This window comes from Candidatus Kuenenia stuttgartiensis (genome assembly GCF_900232105.1).
Taxonomy (GTDB): domain Bacteria; phylum Planctomycetota; class Brocadiia; order Brocadiales; family Brocadiaceae; genus Kuenenia; species Kuenenia stuttgartiensis_A.
Map to the genome: position 1 here is coordinate 848,205 of NZ_LT934425.1, position 18,197 is coordinate 866,401.

Sequence of the window (18,197 nt, forward strand, 5' to 3'; positions counted from 1 at the left end):
AAGATTATTATTAAGCCAATTTCTTGTACAAAGATATCAAACAGAAATGCTTTTGAAATTTGCGCAAGAAGAAGGAATCCTGCGGCTTCTTGAGTCTATTGATACATTTCACATCAATGAAGCTATAGAAGCGCTTCAAAATAAGCTCAATTATCAATTGCAGGACAGGTTGAGAAGAAGAATGATACATACACTTATTTATCTATTACAGGAGTGTGGATATTTAAGCCTTGAAAACACCAGATATCAATGGCATATGATTGAAAATGCTGCTCCGAAATTAAAAGACGAGGAATATAAAATTATTGAAGTTTCATTTAAGGGAGTGGTGGGGTTTTTTGAAGAGTGTATCAAATACAGCGGTGATTTTTTGCGTGGAGCAACGCCACGTTTCAATTTTAATGCGGAATTTACGTCGATATGGGAAAGCTTTCTGGGTAATGCAGAGTTCAACTTTGCCAGATCCATTCTTATAGAATTGTTAATGTTTGAAAAAAAAGAAAACAGTAATATTCTCGTTCTTTGCTTTGGCCCAGGTTTTGATTTGGTAAAGATAAGTGAGCGATTTTCCAATGTGAAATTATTTGGTCTTGATTTTGCCGAGAACTTTTACGATAAAGCCAAAAGCAAATTATCAAATTCTCATACCATCGAATGGGTACGTTCTGACCGTTGGAAAGGTTTTGGCTTTCCATTACCTTTTCAGGATAATTGCATGGAAGTTGTGTTTTTTGGATGTGCTGATCCATATATCCCCGTTGAAAAAAGAAGATATGCTTATAAGGAAATCTTCAGGGTTTTGAAGCATGAGGGTTCACTTGGCATTTTGACCAACAGTTACCCTGACCAGGAGAAAAAATACGTAAAAGATAAATGGATAAGATTGGGAATACTTGCTCATGATTTCTGTGAAAGTGTCTGCGAGGGGTGGCAGGGTTTTCATGAAGCAGTGAATTCAATAAAACTTTTTAAAGAGATTGGGTACCATACGAATACCGTAATGCTCAATGCTTCGATCTGGAGATTGGACAAACCTTGAGCGGAAGAATATTGATAACGGGCATTGGTTTCATTACACCAATCAAACCTTTTCAGGGGGTGAACGAATTCTGGCATGCATTGTGTTCCGGGCAGGATCTTATAAAAAAAACGAGACTTCCTTTGCTTGAAATTGATGGGGAATGGCCAATGGCGGAAATTAGCCTTTCCTGCATAACGCAAACCGTTCAACCGGAAGATAAATTTCAATATCTTATGAAAAGAGCTTTGAACATGGCAATTGAGGATGCAAATCTGAAAGATTGCTCAAATATAGGTTTCTCCATGGGTACGGTTTTGGGAAATATGTTATTAAAGGAAAAAAAATTGGCTGATGCAAAAAAGCAAAAGAAAGAATACTGTGGTGAACAAGATTCCCTTTCTAATGTGACATTGCAATTTTCTTCCCTATATAACCTAAACGGACCAAAATATACCGTCTCAACCGCATGTACTTCCGGTACTGATGCCATAGGGATTGCAGCCAGAAGCATACTATCCGGCAAAACTGATATTATGATTGCCGGTGGAGCTGATATTTTGAGTGATTTTGCTATTATCGGATTCCATGCCCTTCAGGCAATTACAACTGATAAGGTAAGACCCTTCGATAAAAACAGAAGCGGACTCGCACTCGGCGAAGGGGCGTCATTTGTTGTGCTTGAGTCCGAGAAAAGCGCGGCAAAAAGAAATGCAAAGGTATATGGCCGGGTCATGGGATATGCGTCGCGTGCTGACGCCAATCATTTAACAGGCCCTCATCGCGAAGGACGAGGCCTTGCCGAAGCAATAGACAGGGCAATGGGTCAGTCGGGAGTAAAACCGGGTGATATTAATTATATTAATGCACACGGGACTGGTACGGTTTACAATGATCTTATGGAAACAAAGGCAATAAAGCGGGTATTTGGAAGGTTGGCATATGATATCCCAATCAGTTCGACAAAGTCAATGCTGGGACATTCCCTGGGTGCGGCGGGGGCTATCGAAGCTATATGTTGCCTGCTGGCAATAAAAAACGGAATTGTACCTCCTACCATTAACTTTCAGGAATGCGATCCCGACTGCGATCTTGATTATACTCCGAATATTGCAAGAAACCACCACGTGAAAATGGCAATGTCTCTATCCGCCGGTTTTGGCGGCCAAAACTCAGCGATCATATTAGGTGGCGCATGATTCCAGCGGTTACCGGAATAAGTATATTGAACAGCAATACTCCGGATGGTAAAATTCCGGCTTTTGAGGGACTGGATAAGAAGTGCCGAATATATAATGCTCTTGATGGTTTGGTGGTTGCTTCCGTCGGTAATGTCTTGCTAAGCGCTGGAATTCCGGTTCCTGTTGCAAATGATGACATTAGTCTTTATCTAGGAATTGATATTTCCATCGAAGATATCAAAAATGAATATTTTAATAACATTCTGGACGAAGGAATTCTTGGAGCAAGTCCGCAACTTTTCCAATTTACAACACCAAATTCTCTTGCCGCTCAAGCGACAATAGCTTTCGATTTAAGGGGAGAGTGTATTACCATGCCCATCGGGTCTTCATTCAGGGAAGTTGTGGAATATGCATGCGAATGTATTATCGGACGAAATATCAAAATGGCAATTGCAGGTTGTATAAGAAAGGTCAAGGCATTAAATCTCCATACAAGTGGTCATGTATACAGTTCTGAATTTTTTTTTATTGAGGATAGGGAAAGCGCAATGCGGAGGGGTGTGAAAATTTACCCTAATGCGCTGGACAGTGTTTTATGAAGATCTTTTGTGCGCCAGACGGACTTTCCGCTGAGACAATCAATAATAATCAGAATGAATTGTTGCTTGCCACGATAGACTATGCGCGACAAATGTCTCCCTTTTATAAAGAAATCCTTCAAAATGCCGGTACCTTGCAATCCGCCGCCCATGCAAGGGAATACCTGGATAAATTGCCTTTTACCACAAAACAGGATATATCAAATAACAATTGGAATTTCCTGGCAGTAAAAAAACAGGATATCGCGGAGTTTGTGTCTACTTCCGGCACCACGGGTGAACCGGTATTTCTTGCGCTTACGGAAAACGACTTAGAACGTCTTACCTGTAGCGAAGAGCGAAATTTTAATACTATAAACGCTGGCAAAGAAGATTTATTTCACATTGTTGTAACCTGCGACAATCTATTTACCGCTGGCATTGCATATTACAGAGGACTCATAAGGCGCGGCGCTTCCGTCGCAAGGATAGGGCCTAAAAGCATTATCAGGCATTTTCAACTCATTAAAGAATTACGGCCTACCGGAATTGTCGCGGTACCATCGTTCATGCATTACCTGATACGCCATGCAAATGAAATTGGAATAAATATTCCCGATTTGGGCATTGAGAAAATAGTTCTCATAGGCGATAGCATACGAAATACGGATTTTAGTACGAATACACTTGGCAGCTTTATTGAGAATTCATTTAGAAGGAAAGTTTTTTCCACATACGGTATCTCAGAGGGGCAAATTTCATTTGGTGAATGTGAATTTCACCACGGACTACACGGACATACGGATTTTGTTTACGTAGAAATTGTGTCGGATGAGGGTATCCCGCTACAAGACGGCGAGATTGGCGAAATGGTAATTACCACCCTTCAACACGAAGGGATGCCTCTGATCCGTTACAAAACGGGAGATATTACCTTTAAACTTTCGGGACAGTGTTTATGCGGAAAAAACTCCGTTCGAATTGGTCCGGTTTTGGGACGTAAACACCACCGGTTAAAGGTAAAAGGGGTTACTCTCTATCCAAAGACAATTGAAAATGCAATTTTTCATTTAAAGGATGTGATAAACTACCAGTTGGAAGCATATACCGGCGATACCAAAACAGACCACATTATTTTACGAATAGGTTCCCATAGAAACGATGATAAATTCAGATCATCCTTAATTGATATTCTTCGTGCGAAAACAAGAGTAGTTCCTGAGATTGAGATAGCTTCGCCAAACGAGATAGAGAAGAAACTCTTTGAAGGGGGCAGTAGAAAGGCGATTACTTTTAAGGATAGGAGGATTAAATTACATGAGTAACACTATGGACATGATCAATGAACTAAGCTTTTCAAATGATGAGATCTCCGATTGCCTGGCGAATGGAAGCATTCTTTCAATAGAACTTGAATTTACCAAAAAGTGTAATCTCAGATGCCTTTACTGCTATTCCAGTGCCGGGTTCGCAGCGGAAAATGAATTGAGCCTGGAAGAAATGAAATCGGTGGTGGATCAGGCAAAAGGGCTGGGGGCAAAGAAAATAATCCTCCTGGGAGGCGGCGAACCACTTCTATACGAGGGTGTGGTAGATATCATTAAATATATTAATTCAATCGGATTGCAGCAAATACTCTTTACAAACGGCGTATTGATTGATAAAGAAATAGCGCAAACACTATACAGAAATAAAGTTTCTGTGGTAATAAAATATAATAGCTTTAATCCCGAGGTTCAGGACATGCTTGCAAATGCCAAAGGAACTTATAAACAAATAACCAGAGGACTAAAAATATTGATGGAATCGGGGTATCCCCGTGAAGATTTGGGACTGGGTATACAGTCCGTAATATGCAAACAAAATATTAACGAGATCCCGGAAATGTGGATGTGGGCGCGGAAAAGAAATATAATTCCATATTTTGAAATATTGACTTACCAGGGCAGGGCAAGGGAAAACAAGGATTTGATTGTGCCTACCCTGGAAATTAAGGAGATATTTAAACGGCTGGAGCAAATCGACAGGGAGCATTTTGGCATTCAGTGGAATTCTCGTCCGACAATTGCCGCCTTTTCCTGTAAACGCCATCTCTATAGCTGCCTTATCAATTCCCAGGGACATGTACAGCCGTGTACGGGCGTTGATATGTCGGTGGGAAACATCAGGGATAAATCACTTGGGGAAATTCTGGTAAGCAGTGGAGTTATAAAAGACCTGAGAAATATTTACGAAAACATAGAAGGACAGTGTAAAACGTGCGAATATAATAAAGAATGTTACGGTTGCAGGGGAAACGCTTACCAAATGACGGGAAATCATTTGGCTTCAGATTCCACATGTTGGCATTGTGAAAAAAACCCCAAATGAAAATTTTGCTTATCTCTGTTAATAACGAGATGAAACCGTACCCCGTGGCGCCATTAGGCATCGCATATATTGCAACTATTTTAAAAAATAAAGGGCATAGCGTATACGTTCTTGATCTTTGTTTTGCCGAAGATGATTACGTGGCGATAGAAGAATCGCTGAGAAAATTTTCTCCGGATCTCCTAGGTCTATCCATCAGAAACATAGATAATTTAACCTTTAGAAAAAGTGTTTACTATCTTCCGCGGGTTAAGGAAATAGTTCGGCTTATCAAGCGCCTTACATCGGCTCAAATAATTGTTGGAGGATCGGGTTTTTCCCTTTTCCCGGAAGAAGTTTTGAGGTATTTGCAACTTGAAATGGGTATTGTTGGCGAGGGAGAAATATCTCTTCCGCAATATATAGACGTCATTATCCATGGTGGTGAAATTAACGATATACCTAACCTCTGTTATATAAAAGATGGGAAATACACCCGTAACAATACCCTCTGTAGTGTTGAACCTTTTACACCAAAACGGGATTTGCTAAACAATAACAAATATATGGAACTGGGCGGTATGGCCAATATTCAATCAAAAAGGGGTTGCCCGTTTCACTGTACCTATTGCACATATCCAAGTCTGAATGGCAATACGGTAAGGTTGAGAGAACCATTGGAAATTGTTGATGAGATTAAGGAGTTAAATTCCGAATATGGAGTTGACTATGTTTTCTTTGTGGATGACATATTTAATTGTCCTGAAAAACACACTGTTGCCCTCTGCGAGGAAATAATCAGGCATGAACTTAAAATTGATTGGGCGTGTTTTGCCACACCAAAAGGAATGACGAAAGAACTTGCGCTTCTCATGTCGGACGCTGGTTGCAAGGGCATTGAATTCGGAACGGATGCCGGATCCCGAAAAACACTGAAAGCCATTGGCAAGTCTTTTACCATCGAAGACATAGCATTTGCCACAGAATGTTGCAATAGTATTAATTTGCCGAATGCTCATTACATTATTGTTGGTGGCCCAGACGAAGACGATTCAACGCTAAGCGAAACATTTTCACTTTTTAATAAAATAGAGCCAACCGCGGTTATTGTATTTGTGGGAATCAGGATATATCCAAACACATTGCTTTATTATAAAGCGATTGAAGATAAAATCATCGAAAAAGATCAAAATATATTGGAACCTGTTTTTTACATCTCACCTAAGATAGACAGGGACGTTCTGCTTCAAAAAATTTATGATTACGCACAACAAAGCCATAATTGGATTGTGCCTGGTCTTGATATTAGATGTGATACGGATATGTTAACCGTTATGAGAAAAATAGGAAAAAGAGGGCCTTTATGGGATATGATCTAGTTCATTCACAAAGAGTAGTGCTGGTGACCGGCGGCAGCAAAGGCATCGGAAAAGCCATTTGCAAGGTATTTATCGGGGAAGGCGATCATGTAATTGTAAATCACTGCAAACCAATTGATGATATAGAGAAATTAAGAGAAGAATTTTCATCTCCGCAAGGAAGCTTTTCAATTGAAAAAGCAGATGTCACCGATTATGCGCAAATAAAACAAATGGTTGACAATATTGTGAAAAAGCATGGAAAGATAGACGTGCTTATCAATAACGCAGGTATAATTAAAGACGGTTATATAATGCTTATGTCGGCAAAAGATTGGAACGACGTTATTAACGTAAACCTGACGGGCGTTTTCAATTGTACAAAAGCAGTGTCTGAACATATGATTGGGCAAAGGAGCGGAACAATCATCAATATAGCGTCTTTGAGTGGAATTACTGGATTACCCGGCCAGACAAATTACTCCGCCGCTAAAGGTGGTGTAATTGCATTTACCATGGCCCTTTCAAAAGAACTTGCGCCTTTTTGTATTAGGGTAAACACCGTCGCTCCGGGAGTCATTGAAACAGATATCATTGATTCCCTCGATAAAAATAAGAGAAATAGTTACAAGGAACATATTCCTCTAAAAAGATTTGGAAAGCCGGAGGAAGTTGCATCCGTTGTCCGCTTCCTTGCATCATCCGAAGCAAGTTATATTACAGGGGAAGTTATTCGTGTATCCGGGGGATTAAATTGAATATGCATGACACGATCCAAAAACTCAAGGAATTACTTGTTACAAAATTAAAACTAAAAATCGGTGTAGACCAGATAAAAGAAGACACTCTGCTTTTCGGCTCAAATAGTCTGGGACTTGATTCCATAGATGTCCTGGAATTAATTATTGCTATAAAAAAAGAGTTTGGCGTTGAAATCATGGACAGAGAAACATCGGAACAAGTCTTTACCTCCGTTGGCGCAATAGCAAGATATATAGATAAAAACAAATGAAGAAGGCATTCCCAAGTCCCCCGGAAATACTCCCACACGCATACCCGTTTATTATGATAGACAAAATCATTAAATTTGAGGAAAAGATAAGCATTGTATGCATAAAGAATGTAAGTTTAAATGATGAATATTTGGGTGGACATTATCAGAAAAATACAAACTTCCCGGCTTTGCCGCAAGTGCTTGTATTAGAGGCAATGGTGCAATCATCAGGATTGGTACTGGGTAACACTAAAGACAAAGTTGCATATCTGTGTTTGATAAAAGAAGCCACATTTGAAAAATCTGTTGTGGCAGGAGATCAACTCGTAATCACTTCCAGGATAACGCAATCGTTTACACCCTTTTATGTATTTGAAGCTGTTGCAACAGTAGATAGCGAGATTGCCTCCAAAGCGGTAATAACACTTTCGTTGACGATAAAAGGAACAACATGAATTTGCAGCATGTGAATTGTAACCTTTGTGGCGCTGATGATACTAAAATAATTACAGTTCAAAGCAATCATAACGTGGTAAGATGCAAGAAATGCAGCCTTGTATATGTAAATCCAAGACCGAATACTGAGCATTTAATCCATCTCTATGAAACCTATCACCAAAGAAATGGAAAGAGAGAGTACACATGGGCAAATCTTATGGAGAGAAATTACAGGGAAGTATCGGGGTTTTTGGCGCAGGTTTTTCCCGGAAAAGGTAAAATCCTCGATATTGGATGCGGCTATGGGCATTTTCTCGAAATAATGAGGATTCTTGGATGGGTTGTTAGCGGAATTGATCCATCGCCAAATACGGTGTGTGCTGCAAACAAAAAGAATCTCAATGTTATTGAAACGTCCATTGAAGACGTTTCCCTCCCGGAAGCTTCTTTCGATGCGATAACAGCTTTTTACGTCCTGGAACATCTTCCGGATCCATACTCTGCGGTAAAAAAAATCCATTCCCTGCTAAAACCTGGAGGCGTGTTCGTCCTGAGAGTTCCACACACGACTCCTATTGTCAGACTCCTTTCATTATTCCATATAAAAAATAATCTCTACGATACCCCATACCACTTGTACGATTTTTCACCCGAAACCATTACCGTTCTGTTAAAAAAAGCGGGGTTTACAACGGTTCAGGTAAAGCCTGGCACACCGACACTTCCGGTTAATTTTTTAGAGAAAATAGTCTCCATTACATCGGGAAATATTGCCCGAATATTTTTTGCGGTCAGCGGGGGAAAATTTCTTTTCCCAGGCACAAGTAAAACCACAATTGCTTGTAAAAATCTGACAGAATAAACTTAACGCGTCGCGATAGTAAAACATGGAATTTTTCTTAAAAAAGTGCGCATCATTTATCCATTCCTTTCACAAGCAAATAGTTGTTGTATTTGCTCTGCTCACGGCAGTCTCCATAGTAACAATTTTTTACATGGAAATTAAAACGGACATAATAGACGTTCTTCCATCTAAAAATAAGAAAGTAGGCCAGTTTAAGGACTTCATTGAAAAATACGGTATTTCGGATAATGTAGTATTGCTGTTGGAATCGACGGAGAATGAAATTGATGAACAAACAGAACTCATAGAAACGCTTGCAAACAAACTTGCAGCATCTCCATATATTGAGCACGTTGATTATAGCCCGTTAAAATACGAAAACAGTTTTTTTATCAATCATATACCGTTGCTTCTTGATGAAAAAGGATTGAAACGCCTTGAAAACAGACTTACCCCAAAAGGCATCGAACGGCAAATAAGATATAATCTCCAAAAACTTCTCTCTCCCCTTAGTTCTCCAATCGATTACGAAATGATTTCAAAAGACCCTCTTGATATTGCAGACATAGTAAAAGATTCTCTTATGAGCGCAAACAAAGAGGACAGCCTTGATATCAGTACCGGTTATTACATCACGTCGGATTATTCAACTGCCGTTATCTTCGTTAAACCAAAGGGCAAAGGAAGGGATATGGCCTTTGTCGGTAATTTGAAACGGGAACTGGACGACATTATCTCATTCTCAATGGAGAAAGCCGGCAATCCTTCGGACGTACGGGTGGAACTTACCGGCAACTGCGTTTTATCGGAAGAAGTGCGCCAAATTATCCGTCATGACGTAGCATACTCTTTTCTCTTATCCGTTTTTCTCATTGCCGCACTCATATGGTTTGCGTACAGAGTAAGAGTTAAGATTCTATTGGTTATCGGATTTACCTTGTTGACGTCTCTTTCCACTACACTTGCCTTTGCATACCTGGTTTTCGGTAGTCTGAATATAGTAACAAGCGTTGTTGCGGCGCTACTTATCGGCCTTTACGTGGATTATGCAATGCATTCGGTAAATAGATTCGGCGAGGTTTTTAGAAAACTGAACAACCGGCAAAAGGCCCTGGAACAAACCCTTACCAAAACTGGTTCTGCGATCATTATATCTGCAAGCACAACGTCGCTGTCTTTTTTCAGTATAATTGTGACCAAATTCAATGGTTTGCATGAGTTGGGTATTGTTGCAGGAATAGGAGTTTTATTATGTTTGTTATCCACGCTCTTCCTGACAAACTCTCTTCTTTACTGGATAAGTAAAAAAGGGTTGCATAAAATCCAGTTGAAAAAAGAGGTCCCTACAGGAGTTGAAAATCTTATCAAACTGCTCGTTAAAAGACCCAATAGGATACTTGCTATTAGTATTATCGTTTTTATCATCGCGGGTTTTGGTGTAACAAGATTAAAGTTTAACAATGATCCCGATAGTATCATCCCAAAAGATTGCTCCTCGGTTGCTGTGGGAAAAAAACTTCAGAAAAAAATGGGTAATAAAGGGGAACCGCTTTCCATAGTAATTAAAGCTCTGGATAAAAAGGGACTATCCTTTGCCTTTGACGAACTTGAAAAACTGCTTATGCAATTGAAAGAGAATGGTCTGATTAAGGATTACAATTCGTTAAACATCTTCATGCCAGCTCCCTCCGTTCAGTTGGAAAGAAAAAGAAAAATAAAAACAATGCTGGCGGATAATGACATACAGCCTGACGCGCTGACGAAAACGCTACTGGACTCTCTTGAAAAAAATAAATTGGTATATGAGAAAACGTATGTAAACAACTACATAAAAAATGTAACAAATGCGCTGTATAACGCGCAATCCATTGGCCTGGAAGACGTTGAAATGCTATCTTCTCCAAGAGTAAAGCATTTTTACAATAAAGAAGACCTGTCCATTGCCTCTTATATTTATCAGGGGAATAATGGATGGGACATAGAAACCATTAACAAAATTCAGCAAATGGTTGATTCGAAAGGGCAGAATTGGATATTTACGGGGAAACCGATCTTGTTCAATGAAATAAAACCTACCATCATTTGGGGCAGCGCTTTAGCATCGATCATGGCGCTCCTGATGAATTTTGTTATTATTTATTTGTACTTCAGAAAAATACTTCATACGATATTTGTTTTGCTGCCGGTAACGCTGGGGTTTCTCCTGACGTTGGGGGCGATGGCCTTCCTGGGTATTCCTTTTAACGTCATTAACGTAGGCACTATAGCTTTAGTTTTCGGGCTAGGCGTGGATTATGGCATATACGTAATGCAGGCATATGTAAGAGAAGATGAAAAAAATATTTATAGTGCACTTCGAACGAGCGGTAAAAATGTGATGATGTGCTCGGCCACAACCGTTGCAGGTTGTGGAAGTCTCGCGCTTGCAAAATTTACCGGCATTGCAACCGTGGGCCTTGTACTTTCCATAGGAGCAATTGCTTGCGCCATTACCGCGTTGCTTGTATTGCCAACAATTATTTATCTGAATGAGAGACGAATTTCACAATGAAGGATTTTGATGTCATAGTTATCGGAAGTGGAATCGGGGGACTTATTAGTGCCGGAACGTTGGTCTCAAAAGGGATGAAAACCCTTCTGGTTGAAAAAAACAAAATTCCCGGCGGACTACTTGCCTCTTTCAAAAGGAAGGGGTTCCTCTTTAATTCCGCTGTTGACTGTATCTCGGGTGTTGCTAAAGGGGGGTACATTTCAAACGTTCTAGAGAGTCTCGACGTTGATTCCGAAATAAACTTTGTAAAGCTGAATCCCATAAGATTTAGTATTTTCCCAGATATCCGGATTCCCGTAGACTCAAACATGAATGTCTATATTGAAAGGCTCATTCAACTATTTCCCTCGGAAGCGTCGGGAATAAAAAAATTATTCAACTTCATGGATGGTTCATTTACCTTGGTACAGTCCATGCTAGATTCATTTTTATCCGGCAAGCCTGGATTAGGGAAAGCAACTCATGAAATTTTTGAACTAAGAAATATTTCATACAAGGATCTGCTGAGAAAATATATCACTAATTACCGCCTTACCATGGTTTTATCCGACCGATGTCCCTTTATCGGACTGCCGCCATCACGAGTATCGGCATTCTCAATGGTCAACATGATCATGAGCTATTTCAAATTGGGTGCCTACAGACCAATAGGTGGCTTCCAGAAACTTGCGGATATTCTTGTCAAAGGAATTGAAAACAAAGGAGGCATGGTACTGTTGGGAAACGGAGCTGATAAAATACTACTGGAAAATAATAATCGGTGTTATGGAGTTCGGTGCGAGAACGGCAATGAATATACTTCCGAATTTGTGGTCTCCAGCGTTGACTCGCATCATACATTCGGCGATCTGTTGGGAAGAGAATTTGAATCTATTCCAACGGAAATGCGAAAAAAAACGGGCATCTCAACGTCATTTTTCGTTGTATATGCCGGAGTCAAAGGTGAGGTTACCGAACATTCGAGCGTTGGTTATTTTCCCTCGTATGACATGGAAAGTTTTTTTTCTCCTAAAAGCTCCTTTAAGAATGACTCGACCATTGGTGTAACGGTTGCCAGTATGGAGGACAAACTCCTTGCCCCTGATGCCTGCAACACGGTGGTATTGCACGAAATGGCGGAAGCCTCCGATAAAGAGATAGACAAATCCGTATGTACGGGAATAGTGATTAAAAAAGCGGAAAAGATAATACCAGGATTGAAAGACAAAATTATTGTCCTTGATTCCGCTACACCTAAATCCATTGAACGATATACCGGAAATTTCAATGGCTCCGCATTTGGATGGAATCAAATACCAGGTTTTAAAAACGTAAAGGGGTATGGAATAAACAATCTATACATTGCCGGTCATTGGGGAGAAATAGGTGGCGGAGTATTGGCGGCAGCATATTCCGGGGCCAAAGCAGCGAAGGAAATCCTTACAAAGGAAAGCGTCACTAATGGAATCTAAAATATATGTTGCAATACCGGCGTATAATGCTTCCAAGACAATCGGCAATGTGGTTTCCGCTGCTTTAAAACATGTTTCCACAGTTATAGTCATAGATGACGGGTCCACTGATAATACTGCAATTGTTGCCTTTGAAGCAGGTGCTGGAATCATTACTCTGGGAAAAAACAAAGGTAAAGGTAACGCATTAAAGATATTTTTTCAAAAAGCAATTCAGGAAAAATTTGACGCGGTTATAACCTTGGACGCAGACGGACAACATGATCCGGAGGAAATACCTCTTTTCCTGCATGAACACAAATTGTTTCCAGAATCAACAATAGTAGGAAACAGGTTCCGTGAGAAGGAAAAGATACCAGACGCCCGATACAATGCCATGCGTATTGCCCAGTTTTATATTTCTCTTTCAGCAAACCAGTATTTGGAAGATTCCCAGTGCGGTTTTAGGTTGTATCCCATGGCAATAATAAAAAACATACCACTAACGACAGAAAGATATGTTACTGAATCAGAAATATTAATGAAGGTTGGAGATATGGGCAAAACCATTAGATTTGTAGATATTAAGACGATATACAACAATAGTAAAAGTTATCTAACGCCGGTATATGATGTTTCAAGCATAGCGGCGTATGTTATTTCTTATATTCATATAAAGTGGTTTGTCGAGGGATTAACCCCAAATAATCCATATACTTATTCTACAATAGGCTATATAAGGGATACTCTCGGGGAAAAAAAAAGCTTGAATATGTTTTTTCAAACTCTTACCGTGTTTACAGCGCTTCCTGCAAGCATATTTTTTTATTTGGAGTATAGTTTACTTCAATTCTTTATTCCTTATAATTTTGCTTCTATACGCAAACTTGATTGTGGGTTTTCGCGGATTGTTCTTGCAACACAGATGTTGCCTATATTACTTATTGTAGCCCTCATTGAAAAATGCTTAAAGACAACTGGATGTAAAATAAATCTTGTTAGCGGAACTATAAAAAAATTTTATCCAAACTTATGGAAAAACAAAAGATAGGAATGTCCTTTTTGAAAATATTTTTAACCAACGGCCTAAAGGGTATTTAATAATAAAAAAATGAATAGTTAAATGGAAATATCAAATGAAACATCCATGACCTAACTATCATAATTGAGTATAGAAATGTTTATTTTTTAGATAAGCGACTTCATTTTCCGACTAATATTCTCATGCTATTAAATTATTTGTGGTAAAATCATTAGGCATTATTAGCCTATATAAATTTCTGTACTTGACACCTCCGGATGAATTAATCAAAATGTTATAACATTTTCAGCGTGTTAGACGGATTTTGGATTATACTATTTCTATGTTTATTGATATTTTTATCTGCTAAAATAACGCAATCTGTGGTTTGCAGACAATTTCTTCTGAAATTTGACTTATGTGCTAAAAACATCGCATAAAAGAACAACGTGTTTAATAGCATTGTGTTTCCGTTCTTATGCAGAACCCTATGACGGCAAATTATCTTTTAATCTTATAAAGGAATAGTTATGAAAAAAACATGTTTGTTGGTATTGCTTGTTACAATGACGCTTGCTGTTCTTACAGGTTGTGCTCAACTCAAATCTATCACGTTTGAAAAAAAACACCCCGAACCTCTTGAATCATTCGTCCCACAAGATTTAAGCGCAAAATCCCTTAGTGTGAAGTATGCACCGAAGATTGAAAGTTTTGTTATCATTTTAGATGCCTCTGCCTCTATGGAAACAGCATATACCGGTATCGTTAATAAAGGGCATCCAAAATTTGACGTGGCCAAAGATATTATATCGCGCATGAACAAAACATTGCCTGAAGTCGATGTAAATAGCGCCCTTGTAACATTTGGACACGGATTTTTTACGCCGTTAAAGAAGACATTTATTGTTTATGAACTCACACATCACTCACGAGACCTTTTAGAAAACGCGTTAAATATGGCAATCTATCCTAAAGGAAGCAGCCCTGCCGGAAACGCTATTGCTGACGCATCAAATCAACTGCTAACGTCGGTGGGACAAAATGCGGTGATCTTTGTGAGTGACGGCGAAAATTTAATAGGCACTCCCCTGGAGAAAATAAAGGATTTAAAAGAACTGTATGGAGAGAAGACATGCTTTTATACCATTCATGTGGGAAATACTCCTGAGGGGAAAGAGGCGCTCAGAAAACTTGCACGGTCCGCAACCTGTGGTTTTTCTGTAACTGCTGATGAAATTGCTTCCAGCGGGAATATGGCAAACTTTGTTAAAAAAGTATTTTTGACCGATATTCCTAAACAAGACAGCGACGGCGATGGTGTTTACGATGAAGACGATGAATGTCCGGATACTCCGGAAGGAGCTATTGTGGATTCCAGAGGATGCTGGGTGGTAAAAGGAATCGCCTTTGAATATAAGAAATGGGATATTAAAGAAGAATTTGAATCGAACCTTACCAATATTGTGGATGTTTTGGAAAAAAATCCTGATTTGCAAATAAGAATAGAAGGGCACACAGATAATATCGGTTCAATGAAATATAATATCGACCTTTCCCAAAAAAGAGCGCTGGCGGTAAAAGATTATTTAGTAGAGAAGGGTATTCATGAATCGCGTATCTCTACGACGGGTTTTGGATTTAAACATCCTATTGCCCCCAATGTTACAGAAGAAGGCCGTGCCCTTAACAGAAGGGCTGAAATTGTTCCTATAAGATAGCAATAGCAGGGGCGAAGCATTTGCCCCTTTGGGTATGAATTCATTTATGACAATTTACAGCAAATGCTTCGCCCCTGCACTATCCGGCAACACGTTTTAGCACAGAAGCAAATGGATGAAAAGATCAAATTGGGGATTAGCGCATGCATGCTTGGTGAAAATGTTCGGCATGACGGAGGACACAAGCTTGACCATTATTTGAAATATACACTTGGAAAATTTATTCAGTGGGTTCCTGTGTGCCCCGAAGTGGAATGCGGCCTTCCCACTCCAAGAGAATCAATGCAGTTGGTTGGAGATCCTGAAAACCCTCGCATTCTTACCATAAAAACGCATAAAGACTACACCGTTCAGATGAAAAAATGGATCTGCAGTAAGGTGGTAGCGCTTAAACATGAAAACGTGAACGGTTTTGTGTTTAAGAGTAAATCTCCAAGCTGTGGTATGCAGGGAATAAAGGTATATCCATCTTCATCTGGCATTTCTGTCGGGAAGGGCATCGGCTTGTTTGCCAGGGGATTTATGGAAAAATTTACCTACGTTCCGACGGAAGACGATTGTCATCTTCAGGTTCCTGAAAGAAGGGAAAATTTTATAGAAAACGTATTTGTGTTTTACCGGTGGAAGAAATTCCTGAAAGAAGACGGCTCTATAAAGGGCCTTACAACTTTTCATGCAAACCATAAATTATTAATTATGTCCCATAGTACAGAAACAGTCAAAGACCTCGGTAAAATGGCGGCTCAGCCGGGCGGAACCGGAAAGAAAGATTTGTTTGATCAATATTGCAAGACATTAATGACGGCATTAAAATTAAAAGCAACCGTAAAGAAAAATATCAACGTTTTGCAGCATATTTTGGGGTATTTTAAAAGAGAGTTGTCTTCCTGGGAGAAAAAAGAATTATTGGGGATTATCGAACAGTATCGCGAAAAACAGAGTCCCCTGATTGTACCTGTAACTCTTCTACGGCATTATGCTCATAAATATGATAAAGAATACCTGAAATCGCAATATTATCTTAATCCACATCCGATGGAATTTAGACTGCGGAATCAGTTTTGATTGCGTAAAATAATTAAATCACAATTTATAAACCCATCCGTGTATATCACGACAGCGAATCCGCCGTTCCATTATTATATTGGTGGATTTGGTGCGAAAAAGCAGCACCTTAGGGTTGTTTCTTTTCATTTATGGTTACAGCAATTCAGGTATCGTTTGTTTTCCCCTTTGAAAGAGGTTTGAGTCTTCTCAGGCTGTGATTGCAATAAGGGCATTTTCTAATAAAAAGATACATAAAAAAGAGCAGAATTGCCCATAACCCTGCTGTAAAGAAAAAGAGTATAACATCGCCGAAATCCAATTTATGAATTCTCTCCGGCACAACACGCTTTTCACAATAGCGGCAAAAAGCCGTTTCTTGTTTTTTTGCCGATGGTCTGAAGTCAATAACTCTTTTTACATTTTTTAAGGAAATTGTACCGGACATTTTCCTCCCCCACCCAATACCCTTTATAATGTGATTATCGCATTCGTACTTTTTAAAGACATTATGTATTTGCTTGCATTTTCCTGCCAGAAATAATTCTATGCGAAAACCTTTCGGGGGCTTCGACCGGTAATATTTTTTAACCAAAAAATGTTCCGGGTCATTGAGTATTGCTATGGCAACCGTCTTAATTTTCTCTAAATCTATCATATGTGTTTTCTATGGATGTAGATTATACAATCAATTTATGGTTCTCCAACAACCATAATTTCTGTATTCAGCGAATAGCCTGATTTTTCTTTTACCGTTTTCTGTGTGTATTGAATTAGCGCCAAAACATCGTTTGCCTTAGCATTTCCCAAATTAACGATAAAATTTGCGTGTTTTCCGGAAATTTCTGCGTCGCCAATGCGCATTCCCTTCAGCCCCGCCTGTTCTATCAATCTTCCTGCCCCAACATCCTCTATTTTCTTAAAAACTGAGCCGCAACTGGGAAATTCCGGCAATTGAGGCTGTTTTGTTTTGCGCCACTCCCGATTCGCTTCCATAACTGATTTTATTTCTGATTTCGGTTTTTGTGAAAGCTGGAAGGTTACATCAAGCACAATATCTTTCTGTTTATGCAAGATACTCGTATCATATCCAAACCGGAAGTACTCACCATCAACCGTTGTACTATTCCCATCTTCCGCTAAAATACGGCTCTTGCTGACTATTCCGGAAATAAATATGGTGTGTTTTCTGTCAGGAGATAAAAAATGCAGATTTTGCCATATTGCGCCGCCTACAGTACTCGGAATATCCACAAAATGCTCAAACCCTGATAGTCCTCGTTGATAGCATAGATTAAGAAGGTCGCCAATAATCGCGCCACTTTCCGCAACCAATTTATTCTTTTCAAGGAAGGTCGTTTTGTTTGCAAGATTTCTGATCACAAGACCGCGAAATCCCTTATCGGTAAATAAGATATTTGCGCCGCAGCCAAGCAAAAAATAAGGGGTTTTTCTGCGCTTTGCCTCTAATACCGCTTGTGTTAATTCTTCGGTGGTATGTACTTCAACAAACCAATCAGCGGGACCGCCTATTTTATAAGTAGTAAAAGGGGCGAGAGGTATGTTTTTTTTCAGGTTTGGTATGCTGAGTACCATTTATTGTTTTTATTTTACTCTTTCTATAAAAGAGTGTAATTTGTCAGAGTGTGTAACACTTTAGTTTTTTGAAA

At 39.4% G+C, this 18,197-nt stretch carries 17 protein-coding genes; 15 read left to right on the forward strand and 2 right to left on the reverse strand.

Translation table 11 applies throughout. The features are described 5' to 3' along the window. The first annotated feature begins 52 nt into the window (after positions 1-52). The 15 genes from KSMBR1_RS03895 (at position 53) to KSMBR1_RS03965 (ending at position 16,548) form a co-directional block, all read left to right on the forward strand. Entirely contained in the window at positions 53-1,039 is a 987-nt protein-coding gene (locus KSMBR1_RS03895; protein WP_157820372.1) for a class I SAM-dependent methyltransferase, read from the forward strand. Then, positions 1,036-2,217, forward strand: coding sequence for a beta-ketoacyl-[acyl-carrier-protein] synthase family protein (locus KSMBR1_RS03900; protein ID WP_099324152.1), 1,182 nt, complete (start codon positions 1,036-1,038; stop codon positions 2,215-2,217). Before KSMBR1_RS03895 ends, KSMBR1_RS03900 begins: the two co-directional genes overlap by 4 nt. Next, a complete protein-coding gene (locus KSMBR1_RS03905) occupies positions 2,214-2,801 on the forward strand; it encodes a hypothetical protein (RefSeq protein ID WP_099324153.1) in 588 nt (195 codons plus the stop codon). Before KSMBR1_RS03900 ends, KSMBR1_RS03905 begins: the two co-directional genes overlap by 4 nt. Next, positions 2,798-4,105 carry a phenylacetate--CoA ligase family protein gene (locus KSMBR1_RS03910; protein WP_099324154.1) on the forward strand — a complete coding sequence of 436 codons (1,308 nt, stop codon included), beginning with the start codon at positions 2,798-2,800 and terminating at the stop codon, positions 4,103-4,105. Before KSMBR1_RS03905 ends, KSMBR1_RS03910 begins: the two co-directional genes overlap by 4 nt. Continuing rightward, complete coding sequence (locus KSMBR1_RS03915; protein WP_099324155.1) at positions 4,098-5,150, forward strand: radical SAM/SPASM domain-containing protein; 1,053 nt, start codon at positions 4,098-4,100, stop codon at positions 5,148-5,150. The genes KSMBR1_RS03910 and KSMBR1_RS03915 overlap by 8 nt, the downstream gene beginning before the upstream one ends. Continuing rightward, entirely contained in the window at positions 5,147-6,508 is a 1,362-nt protein-coding gene (locus tag KSMBR1_RS03920; RefSeq protein WP_099324156.1) for a lipid biosynthesis B12-binding/radical SAM protein, read from the forward strand. The genes KSMBR1_RS03915 and KSMBR1_RS03920 overlap by 4 nt, the downstream gene beginning before the upstream one ends. Continuing rightward, on the forward strand, positions 6,493-7,245 hold the full coding sequence (locus KSMBR1_RS03925) for a beta-ketoacyl-ACP reductase (protein WP_099324157.1): 753 nt from the start codon (positions 6,493-6,495) through the stop codon (positions 7,243-7,245). The genes KSMBR1_RS03920 and KSMBR1_RS03925 overlap by 16 nt, the downstream gene beginning before the upstream one ends. Before the next feature lie 2 nt (positions 7,246-7,247). Next, entirely contained in the window at positions 7,248-7,499 is a 252-nt protein-coding gene (locus tag KSMBR1_RS03930) for a phosphopantetheine-binding protein (RefSeq protein WP_099324158.1), read from the forward strand. Next, positions 7,496-7,936 (forward strand): 3-hydroxyacyl-ACP dehydratase FabZ, encoded by a 441-nt coding sequence (gene fabZ, locus KSMBR1_RS03935; RefSeq protein WP_099324159.1) that lies wholly within the window; start codon positions 7,496-7,498, stop codon positions 7,934-7,936. Before KSMBR1_RS03930 ends, fabZ begins: the two co-directional genes overlap by 4 nt. Next, on the forward strand, positions 7,933-8,781 hold the full coding sequence (locus KSMBR1_RS03940) for a class I SAM-dependent methyltransferase (protein ID WP_099324160.1): 849 nt from the start codon (positions 7,933-7,935) through the stop codon (positions 8,779-8,781). Before fabZ ends, KSMBR1_RS03940 begins: the two co-directional genes overlap by 4 nt. Positions 8,782-8,914: 133 nt before the next feature. Continuing rightward, entirely contained in the window at positions 8,915-11,314 is a 2,400-nt protein-coding gene (locus KSMBR1_RS03945) for an efflux RND transporter permease subunit (protein ID WP_164994746.1), read from the forward strand. Beyond that, entirely contained in the window at positions 11,311-12,765 is a 1,455-nt protein-coding gene (locus KSMBR1_RS03950) for a phytoene desaturase family protein (RefSeq protein ID WP_099324162.1), read from the forward strand. Before KSMBR1_RS03945 ends, KSMBR1_RS03950 begins: the two co-directional genes overlap by 4 nt. Next, positions 12,755-13,795: a glycosyltransferase family 2 protein gene (locus tag KSMBR1_RS03955; protein ID WP_099324163.1), complete on the forward strand. Its 1,041-nt coding sequence runs from the start codon at positions 12,755-12,757 to the stop codon at positions 13,793-13,795. The genes KSMBR1_RS03950 and KSMBR1_RS03955 overlap by 11 nt, the downstream gene beginning before the upstream one ends. A gap of 500 nt (positions 13,796-14,295) precedes the next feature. Continuing rightward, complete coding sequence (locus KSMBR1_RS03960) at positions 14,296-15,483, forward strand: OmpA family protein (protein WP_099324164.1); 1,188 nt, start codon at positions 14,296-14,298, stop codon at positions 15,481-15,483. A gap of 111 nt (positions 15,484-15,594) precedes the next feature. Beyond that, entirely contained in the window at positions 15,595-16,548 is a 954-nt protein-coding gene (locus KSMBR1_RS03965; RefSeq protein WP_099324165.1) for a YbgA family protein, read from the forward strand. Positions 16,549-16,693: 145 nt separating this feature from the next. Here the strand turns inward: KSMBR1_RS03965 and KSMBR1_RS03970 are convergent, their stop codons facing one another. Both KSMBR1_RS03970 and murB read right to left on the reverse strand, forming a co-directional pair. Further along, positions 16,694-17,185: a hypothetical protein gene (locus KSMBR1_RS03970; RefSeq protein ID WP_099324166.1), complete on the reverse strand. Its 492-nt coding sequence runs from the start codon at positions 17,183-17,185 to the stop codon at positions 16,694-16,696. Positions 17,186-17,220: 35 nt separating this feature from the next. Beyond that, positions 17,221-18,123: a UDP-N-acetylmuramate dehydrogenase gene (gene murB, locus KSMBR1_RS03975; protein ID WP_099324167.1), complete on the reverse strand. Its 903-nt coding sequence runs from the start codon at positions 18,121-18,123 to the stop codon at positions 17,221-17,223. Positions 18,124-18,197: the final 74 nt, after the last annotated feature.

Excerpts from the sequence above, each read along its gene's own strand:
- KSMBR1_RS03905 (WP_099324153.1), top strand. The coding sequence starts at position 2,214 with ATGATTCCAGCGGTTACCGGAATAAGTATATTGAACAGCAATACTCCG.
- KSMBR1_RS03910 (WP_099324154.1), top strand. The coding sequence starts at position 2,798 with ATGAAGATCTTTTGTGCGCCAGACGGACTTTCCGCTGAGACAATCAAT.
- KSMBR1_RS03915 (WP_099324155.1), top strand. The coding sequence starts at position 4,098 with ATGAGTAACACTATGGACATGATCAATGAACTAAGCTTTTCAAATGAT.
- KSMBR1_RS03920 (WP_099324156.1), top strand. The coding sequence starts at position 5,147 with ATGAAAATTTTGCTTATCTCTGTTAATAACGAGATGAAACCGTACCCC.
- KSMBR1_RS03925 (WP_099324157.1), top strand. The coding sequence starts at position 6,493 with ATGGGATATGATCTAGTTCATTCACAAAGAGTAGTGCTGGTGACCGGC.
- KSMBR1_RS03930 (WP_099324158.1), top strand. The coding sequence starts at position 7,248 with ATGCATGACACGATCCAAAAACTCAAGGAATTACTTGTTACAAAATTA.
- fabZ (WP_099324159.1), top strand. The coding sequence starts at position 7,496 with ATGAAGAAGGCATTCCCAAGTCCCCCGGAAATACTCCCACACGCATAC.
- KSMBR1_RS03940 (WP_099324160.1), top strand. The coding sequence starts at position 7,933 with ATGAATTTGCAGCATGTGAATTGTAACCTTTGTGGCGCTGATGATACT.
- KSMBR1_RS03945 (WP_164994746.1), top strand. The coding sequence starts at position 8,915 with ATGGAAATTAAAACGGACATAATAGACGTTCTTCCATCTAAAAATAAG.
- KSMBR1_RS03950 (WP_099324162.1), top strand. The coding sequence starts at position 11,311 with ATGAAGGATTTTGATGTCATAGTTATCGGAAGTGGAATCGGGGGACTT.
- KSMBR1_RS03955 (WP_099324163.1), top strand. The coding sequence starts at position 12,755 with ATGGAATCTAAAATATATGTTGCAATACCGGCGTATAATGCTTCCAAG.
- KSMBR1_RS03960 (WP_099324164.1), top strand. The coding sequence starts at position 14,296 with ATGAAAAAAACATGTTTGTTGGTATTGCTTGTTACAATGACGCTTGCT.
- KSMBR1_RS03965 (WP_099324165.1), top strand. The coding sequence starts at position 15,595 with ATGGATGAAAAGATCAAATTGGGGATTAGCGCATGCATGCTTGGTGAA.
- KSMBR1_RS03970 (WP_099324166.1), bottom strand. The coding sequence starts at position 17,185 with ATGATAGATTTAGAGAAAATTAAGACGGTTGCCATAGCAATACTCAAT.
- murB (WP_099324167.1), bottom strand. The coding sequence starts at position 18,123 with ATGGTACTCAGCATACCAAACCTGAAAAAAAACATACCTCTCGCCCCT.